Annotated in this window: 10 protein-coding genes and 1 rRNA gene; 1 reads left to right on the top strand and 10 read right to left on the bottom strand. The window is 53.6% G+C overall.

Annotation, left to right across the window (positions count from 1 at the left end; translation table 11 throughout):
* From BM235_RS20320 to BM235_RS20280, 9 genes are all read right to left on the bottom strand, one after another.
* Positions 1 to 238 (bottom strand): 16S ribosomal RNA (locus BM235_RS20320); the annotation flags it as partial.
* Positions 239 to 634: 396 nt separating this feature from the next.
* Positions 635 to 883, bottom strand: a complete 249-nt coding sequence (locus tag BM235_RS20315; RefSeq protein ID WP_090116055.1) for a tautomerase family protein — start codon at positions 881 to 883, stop codon at positions 635 to 637.
* A 176-nt stretch (positions 884 to 1,059) separates the two neighbouring features.
* Complete coding sequence (locus BM235_RS20310) at positions 1,060 to 1,599, bottom strand: NAD(P)H-dependent oxidoreductase (RefSeq protein ID WP_090116054.1); 540 nt, start codon at positions 1,597 to 1,599, stop codon at positions 1,060 to 1,062.
* Complete coding sequence (locus tag BM235_RS32650; protein ID WP_090116053.1) at positions 1,596 to 2,291, bottom strand: NIPSNAP family protein; 696 nt, start codon at positions 2,289 to 2,291, stop codon at positions 1,596 to 1,598. The genes BM235_RS20310 and BM235_RS32650 overlap by 4 nt, the downstream gene beginning before the upstream one ends.
* A gap of 98 nt (positions 2,292 to 2,389) precedes the next feature.
* Entirely contained in the window at positions 2,390 to 2,959 is a 570-nt protein-coding gene (locus BM235_RS20300) for a TetR/AcrR family transcriptional regulator (RefSeq protein ID WP_090116052.1), read from the bottom strand.
* A gap of 53 nt (positions 2,960 to 3,012) precedes the next feature.
* The gene (locus BM235_RS20295; protein ID WP_090116051.1) at positions 3,013 to 3,831 is read right to left on the bottom strand and encodes an SDR family NAD(P)-dependent oxidoreductase; all 819 of its coding nucleotides are present in this window, start codon (positions 3,829 to 3,831) and stop codon (positions 3,013 to 3,015) included.
* A 25-nt stretch (positions 3,832 to 3,856) separates the two neighbouring features.
* Positions 3,857 to 4,618 carry an SDR family NAD(P)-dependent oxidoreductase gene (locus BM235_RS20290; protein ID WP_090116050.1) on the bottom strand — a complete coding sequence of 254 codons (762 nt, stop codon included), beginning with the start codon at positions 4,616 to 4,618 and terminating at the stop codon, positions 3,857 to 3,859.
* Positions 4,619 to 4,645: 27 nt separating this feature from the next.
* Positions 4,646 to 5,068 (bottom strand): cupin domain-containing protein, encoded by a 423-nt coding sequence (locus BM235_RS20285; RefSeq protein WP_090116049.1) that lies wholly within the window; start codon positions 5,066 to 5,068, stop codon positions 4,646 to 4,648.
* 24 nt (positions 5,069 to 5,092) lie between these two features.
* On the bottom strand, positions 5,093 to 6,049 hold the full coding sequence (locus tag BM235_RS20280; RefSeq protein WP_158543830.1) for a C-terminal binding protein: 957 nt from the start codon (positions 6,047 to 6,049) through the stop codon (positions 5,093 to 5,095).
* A gap of 37 nt (positions 6,050 to 6,086) precedes the next feature.
* On the opposite strand from BM235_RS20280, the gene BM235_RS20275 reads away from it, so the two are divergent.
* Positions 6,087 to 6,464, top strand: a complete 378-nt coding sequence (locus BM235_RS20275; protein ID WP_158543829.1) for an FCD domain-containing protein — start codon at positions 6,087 to 6,089, stop codon at positions 6,462 to 6,464.
* 27 nt (positions 6,465 to 6,491) lie between these two features.
* Here BM235_RS20275 and BM235_RS20270 read toward each other — a convergent pair whose 3' ends face one another.
* Positions 6,492 to 7,355, bottom strand: a complete 864-nt coding sequence (locus BM235_RS20270) for a helix-turn-helix domain-containing protein (RefSeq protein WP_158543828.1) — start codon at positions 7,353 to 7,355, stop codon at positions 6,492 to 6,494.
* Positions 7,356 to 7,426 lie beyond the last annotated feature (71 nt).

Below are 7,426 nucleotides of genomic sequence, written 5' to 3'. Positions count from 1 at the left end.
TCCCAAAGCCACAGCTTGCACCGTGTTTCTCAACAAGATCATGCGACCTCGTTGCCTATCCGGTCTTAGCATTCGTTTCCGAATGTTATCCCGGTCTTCAGGGCAGGTTGCCTACGTGTTACTCACCCGTCCGCCGCTGATCTCATCAGGAGCAAGCTCCATCAGAGATCCGCTCGACTTGCATGTATTAGGCACGCCGCCAGCGTTCGTCCTGAGCCAGGATCAAACTCTCCATATAGGGTAGTTCGACTTGCTCATGATAAAGCTGGTATAACTTTTGCTTCCGCCCCGAAAGGCTTCAGCGTCCGTTTGTTTTAACGCTCGATGTTCAGTTTTCAAGGAGCAATCTCTTAAAGCTTGTCTACCTCGTTGTCCGAAGCAGGAATTACATCATATCAATTCTACTTGCTTTCCGCAATGATCAAAGTTTTCCAATTCCCAAGTTCTTAACTCGTGTAAAGGAACTGTGCTTTAACCTGCGGGTTACTTATCATAACATTCGCGCTTCGCATTTGCCATATTCAATTATTGGATCGATTTCCATGCCGGAAAACGAAGTCTTGAGATTGCCGCTCTCCAAAAAAATAAACGAGGTAAGCGTACATCAGCTTACCTCGTTTATTTTCGTCTAGATTCAGCGTTCAGCGGCTGCCTTTAGCTCAGCTGCCTTCCGGCGATACGCCAGTGCCGGAAGTCCGCCCCAGCCCCAATTGTCGGTGTCGACTTCTTCGATCACGACGAACGTTGACTCCAGCGGCTTATTCAGCACTTGAAGCAGCAGTTCGCTTACACCCTTGATGAGCGCCGCTTTCTCTTCAGCGGTCACCGAATCGCGATCGGGCGTCGTGCCCTCTCGCGTAACTTGAATGTTTACGATCGGCATAAGCGCATTGCTCCTTTGGTTACGACATATACTTTCCCTCGATTGCTCGTTTTATGATCGCTGCCTCTATTATGGTTAAAGTCAAGACGATACCTGCATCGAACCTCGAACTTGAGAACGGTACGGCCGAGGCCGGCATCGTCTTGAACGAATTTTTCAGGTGGCATCGTCCTTCGTTACGCCGCCGGTACCGATTTAACTGTTAAAATGTGCTCGACATAAGCTTTGCCGCTTTGAGTCAAGCGCTCGGGCGTCACGTCGGACGTGTCATTAACCGTGAAGTGCGGCAGGTATGAGGCGCTGATGAAACGTGCGGTTGCTTGAATCGGCGCCAAAATTTGTTCCAGCGTAAACCGATTGGATCCTTGTGGTTGGTAGGATTCGGTCGAGCCGTAGGTCGAGATGGCTACGCCGATCTCTTTGCCGATTGTCGCAGTCGCTTCCGGACCGTAAGCCCAATTGTACAGCATCACATGATCGAACCACTTTTTGAGAAGCGGCGGCATATTGTACCAGTAAAGCGGATATTGGAAGATGATGCGGTCATGTTCTTCGACGAGCCGCTGCTCGCGCTGAACGTCAATATTCTCGGTGGGATATTCTTTGTAGAGCTCGTGTACCGTAATATCGCCGTTCCTTTTCAGTTCTTCGACCCATGCTTTGTTCCAGTTGGACGCTTCCAGGTTCGGGTGCGCTACGATGACGAGTGTTTTCATTTCAATCGCTCCATTTCATTCGTTGGTTTCGTTTCATTGAAAAACGCTGCTTTTTTCATAAAGATGCTTTCCTGCTTCTGAGTCAATGGGCCTTCCAGCTCCGATAGCCGCTTCGCTTCGATCCATTCGGGATCCGCGCGGAAGCGCGCGTAGTTCTCATTGCGCGTGACCATGTCGGGATGTTCGACTACATAATAAAGACGATTGTTCGCATCATCCGAATCTAACCAAAAATGCTTGATCGTCATCCCGTGCTTTTCGAATAAGGCAACGACATGCCGGTCGAAGCGCTGCATAATCGCCTCCATCTTTCCCGGACTGACATCGTAAACCCGCATCTCGTATAACTTTTGTTCCCGTAAAGTCGGATTTAGCCTTGAAGAAATCGCAGCTTGCTTCAAGTACGCGCTCTCGACGTACTCGTAAAGCACGCCGTCCGTCTCCGTCCGTCTTCTCACAGCGAGCCATTCGGGGTCGTCCATGAACGCCTTGAAATTCCGTTCTCTCGAAGCGCTATCGGGATGTTCGAGCACGTAATACAAGCGGTCCTTCGATTCGTCCGCGTCCACCCAAAATTCGGCGACTTTCATTTGATGCTTGGCTAATAATGCGATCGTGTCCGTCCTAAACCGATCCAACATTGCCGGAAGCTTGCCCGGCTTCATCTGATAGGTCCGCAATTCATACAGCATGCTTCACGCCCTCCGCAATCTATTGTTCAATCAAAATCCATCAACGTCTATCTACTAATTGGTAGACAATGAAGAGAAAAAAATATCCGCTAGTCCTGCTATGTAAAAGCGGATATGACGCCTTCGCCAATCAAATTAAACCGGTTGGCATCTCGAAAGGTTCGTGCAAGCAATTGCGCCCCTTGAAGCGATGTCAAAATTTTGTGCGCCTGCGTCTGCGCCGATCCTTCGAACCGAAGCTGCCCTTCGCTTCTTCCTTGCTCGAGCACCCGTTCAAGCCATTCAAGGTTGGCGGTAAAAAACGCGGCCAGCTTCTCCCGAACCTTCTCCGTTAAGGTAGCCAGATCCGATGACAGCATCACGCTCAGGCAGGTACAGTACGTATCGACAGGAATACTGAAGATATTGATATATCTGCGTATTTTCTCCAAGTTGTCCTGCGTCTCGTTGTCGATCTGATCGACTTTAATGACGAACTCCCGCTGGTACCTGGCGATCAGCGCTTCTCCTAAATCCTCCTTATTCGGGAAATGATAATGGATGCTCGCCGTGCGAATGCCGACCTTCTCAGCGATGTGCGCATAGCTGAAGCCGTTAAAGCCTACTTCTTGCACGAGTCGTTGGGCCGTATCGAGAATCAACTCTGCCGTGTTTTTGTTGTTGTTCATATTTGCAGTCTACCTTTTAGTAGGTATAAAGTCAAGACGTTTGTGCCGACTCGTCAAACCCCGCTCCAAACCGATAGATCATGGTGGAAGGATGGCACCTGCTCGGGCCCCTGGTACGCGGAATACCCCCCATCGACGTAAAGAACCGTTCCCGTAATATAATCCGCTTTGGCGGAGCACAGAAACAGGACGGCGTCGGCGATATTGTCCGGCGTGCCCAGGCGCGCCTGCGGCGTTCTACGCACCATATCGTCTTCCTTCAAGATTCCCGCGACGAACGCTTGATTTAATCCATCCGCTCGAATATAGCCGGGAGCGACGGCATTCACCCGAACCCCGTCGAGCGCCCACTCGCAGGCGAGCGTCCGGGTAAAGCTGTCCACCGCCGCTTTGGAGGAAGCATACGGTAGACGCCGGCTGACTCCGCCCATGCCAAGTATGGAGGAGATATTGACCACCGAACCGGCCCTCTGCTTCAACATCCATTTACCGGCCGCCCTTGCGCACAGAAACATCGATTTGACGTTCGTATCGTAAATAAAATCCCATTCTTCTTCGGTAAAATGAACCGTCGGTTTACGGATCGTCGTGCCGACATTGTTGATCAGAATATCAAGGCGGCTATACACGCGATGGATTTCCGCAAAAAGGCGTTCCACCTCCTCGCCCGACGAGACATCCGTCCGAACGCTCATAGCCTTGCCTCCCATGGCTTCGATCTCGCGCGCCGCTGTTTCAGCAGCTCCGCCATCAATATCCGAGATCACGACGGTTGCGCCCTCCCTGGCGAACGCGAATGCAATGGCCTTCCCGATTCCGTTGCCGGATCCGGTTACAAGAACGACTCGATCTGCAAACTCCACGTTAATCATCCTTTCGAATCGATTGGCGATCCTTTCAGGTTCTCAGGAAAAACCGCGTACTGGATCCGCCGTCGACGGTTAACACTTGCCCGGTAACGAAGTTCGAGTCCGAGGATGCGAAAAACGCGGCGACCTTGGCCACGTCGTCCGGGTAACCGATCCGCCCAAGCGGGATCTGCTCTCCGATCGCTGCAGGATCGTGCCCGGGGTCCTCATGAAATTTCTCTACGTCGGTGGCTCCCGGAGCGATCGCATTGACCTGGATGTTGTATCGGGCCAAGTCGAGCGCAAGCTGCCGGGTCATGGCATTAATCCCGCCCTTCGACGCCGCATAAGCCGAATATTTCGGCATCGTCGTATTCCCGTGTACGGAACTGATGAAAATGATCTTGCCTTCGCCCTTCTTGACCATGTCTCTCGCGCAGGCTTGGGCGCAAAAGAAGCCGCCCTTCAGGTTCGTGTCCAGCACCTGATCCCAACGTTCTTCGGTGACTTCGAAAAAATCGTAAGTCGGATCGATGGCCGAGTTGTTCACCAGAATATCGACGCCGCCCCATTGCTCGCGGATCGCCTCCATCATCCCGTCGATCTGCTTGATGTCGGAGAGGTCCGCACGATGGAGCAGCGCCCTTCTGCCCGATGACCGGATCGTCTCCGCCGCTTCGAAGGCCAGTCGTTCGCTGCTGCGATAATGGATGACGACGTCTGCGCCTTCCTTGGCCAATTCCAAGGCGATTCCGCGTCCGATGCCTCTCCCCGCTCCCGTGACGAGCGCGATTTTCCCATGCAATCTCATAGGCGAGCGCCTCTTTCTGAATTAAAGTTAATCGTGGATCGTCGCGTACGACTTGCCCCACTCCCGGATGCGCTGATCGTAAACCGGGTTGGCGCCTTCCTCCGGATGCTTGGGCCAAACCGTAAATATGACCAACTCTTCCGTATCGCTTCTATTGGCGATGGCATGGTAGGAACCGCCCGGAATGAACGCGACGTCGCCTGGCAGCAGATCGTACTCCTGCCCATCGAGACGCACCATACCTTGGCCTTTTATGACCAAATAAAATTCGTCATAGTCGGTCGGGTGATTATGATCGGGATGACTGGCTCCCGGCGCCACGATTCCCATGTTGATCTGGGTATTAAACGTATCCGAATTCGTTCGGTCGATGAGCATCTTGGACGAATACGTTTCGTCTACGAACAACGTTTTCACTTCGGATGCGCGGATCGCGTTCGCTTTACGCATGGGTCATACACTCCTTATTCGTCATTAAAATTTGTTCACGATCGAGGGAACAGGCCGGCCTTCCAGATAATCCAACATGCGAACGGCAAGCAGATCCCTTAGCCGGTTCTCGGATTGCTCGGAGTACCAGGCCGCGTGTCCCGTGACGAGCGCCTTAGGGTGATTCAGCAAAGGATGATCCCGCCCCGGCGGCTCCGTCTCCATGACGTCCAGCGCGGCGAAGGACACGATGCCTTCGTCCAATGCGGCGAGCAAATCGCGTTCGTCGACGATCGGCCCCCGCGAGACATTGACGATGGCCGGCTGCTTCCGCATTCGGGCGAACGTTTCGGCACGGAACATGCGCCGGGTTTGTTCCGTCAGCGGACAATGAATCGTGAAGATGTCGGACTGCGCAAGCAGCCGATCGAATCCGGTCGTTTCCGCGTTCATCGGCAGTTGCGCATGGGCGAGGTAGGGATCGTAAATTAGAATTTTGCAACCGAAAGGGGCCATCATCTCAATCACTTTCATGCCGATCCGCCCGGTCCCGACGACACCGAGCGTCATCTCTTTGATCGCGCGAATCGGCTTGAGCGCTTGCACTTTGCCCCAGTCGCCTTGTCTTGGCAAAGACGCTGCGATCGGCAATTTTCGGTTGGCCGCAAAAATGAAGCTGACCGCATGCTCCGCGACTTCGTCGACGCAATAATCCGGCACGTTGATGACCGGTATTCGCCGCCTGGATGCGGCTTCAAGATCGATATTGTCGACGCCGACGCCGTATCGTCCGATCACTTTTAAGCCCGGCAGAAGGTCCAATAATTCATCCGAGACTTGTTCGAGATTCACGATCAGCCCTTCGGCGTCCGTCATCGAAGCCGCAAGTTCAAGCGGGTCGTCGCATTCATAATAGTCAGCGTGATAACCGGCCGGCTCGAACAACTCCCGTTCCCTGCGGTCTCCGAAAATACCCGCACCCCATATCGCAAGCTTTCTCACTTCCCTCTCTCCTTTCCCGCAAGCGCTCGAGTAAATATTGGCCAATCGCTCCTTCCACTTCCGCCCCCTTTTCGAAGTCATGGAAGTCCTGGAACAACGTCTGTCCGTCCCCGGGAATGCGCCTTCGAGCGCGGAGACTTCCGTTCTCGACATCCAATTTCACCGCAGCCTGGTGATGATGGCCGATAACAGCCCCCTGCTGGCGGCATGGAATACGATGGCGAACGTGTTCCAAGCGATATTGGAAATCACGAATATGACCAGCGCGACCTACCGGCAATTTTACGATAGCCATCGCCGGTTGGCGGACCTGGTCATCCCAAGGAATCCCGACTCGGCGGACGAGCTGACTCGGCATATCGTAAATGCGCAAGAGATCATCATCGATCGGTTGGAAAAGAACATGAAATCGTAAGCCGCATCGCCATCTTCTCTTGGGCGGTTACAAAAACCGGCTTCTTTTGCGGTAAGCCCCCGGCTGCATGCCCGTATTCGTTTTAAACCATTTGCAAAAATGATGAACGCTGCCGAAATTCATCCGCTCGGCGATCGCGGTGGAGCTCAGCTCCGTTTCCTCGAGCAATCGTTGGACTTGGGCCAATCTCGCCTGGTTATGATACTCCCGCGGAGATTGCCCGAAGCATTGCTTAAACAAACGGGAAATGTAATCGTGGCTGTAAGGCAGCCCTTCCGTCAACCAATCCGTCTGATAGTTCTCCATCGCTTTGCTCCGCAAGCTTTCTTTCACGCGGAGCATTCGCTTGTCCTGCGGCATCGCCGGAATCGGCTTATCGATGACCCACCGTGCCACTCTGGCCAGCAGCTCGCTGAGCAGCCCTCTTAACACCAGGGCGCCCAGCGTCCGGTTACCCCGATACTCCTCAACCAGTCGTTCGAAGTACGGCAACGGCCAAGCGCCCGTCTCCATTCTTGGGGGGAATGGGACGGCGACGTCGGGATTTATTTTTTCGAAGCGATCCCAATCCACGTCTCGGATCATACGCAGGACATCGTCTAGGCCCGAATGTCCCGCATAACCGAAGTGCAAGCCGTACAACACCAACGGATCGTCGTCGCTCGAGCAGAACCAATGCGGCTGCCCGGGACCGTAGGTGAACAAGCATCCGGAGTAAACGCGGAACGATTGGCCGCCGATCCGCGCGCTGCCTTTTCCGCTTCTCACGAAGATCCATTGGTAATCCCCGATCGTCCGCGGCCCGAAGGATTCGCCCGGACTGCTGACCCACCGATTCGCAAAATGAACGACCGGCTGCGCGTTTTCGATGGCCTTGATGAACGCTTCCAACCGCCAACCCCTCCCTATTTCCATTCCGGTAAATGACAAACCTTTGCGCTGCCATCTAAATGTTTTTGGCG

Source organism: Cohnella sp. OV330 (genome assembly GCF_900112065.1).
GTDB lineage: Bacteria > Bacillota > Bacilli > Paenibacillales > Paenibacillaceae > Cohnella.
Note: the sequence above shows the minus strand (reverse complement) of the source record. Positions and strands in the feature narration are given on the sequence as shown.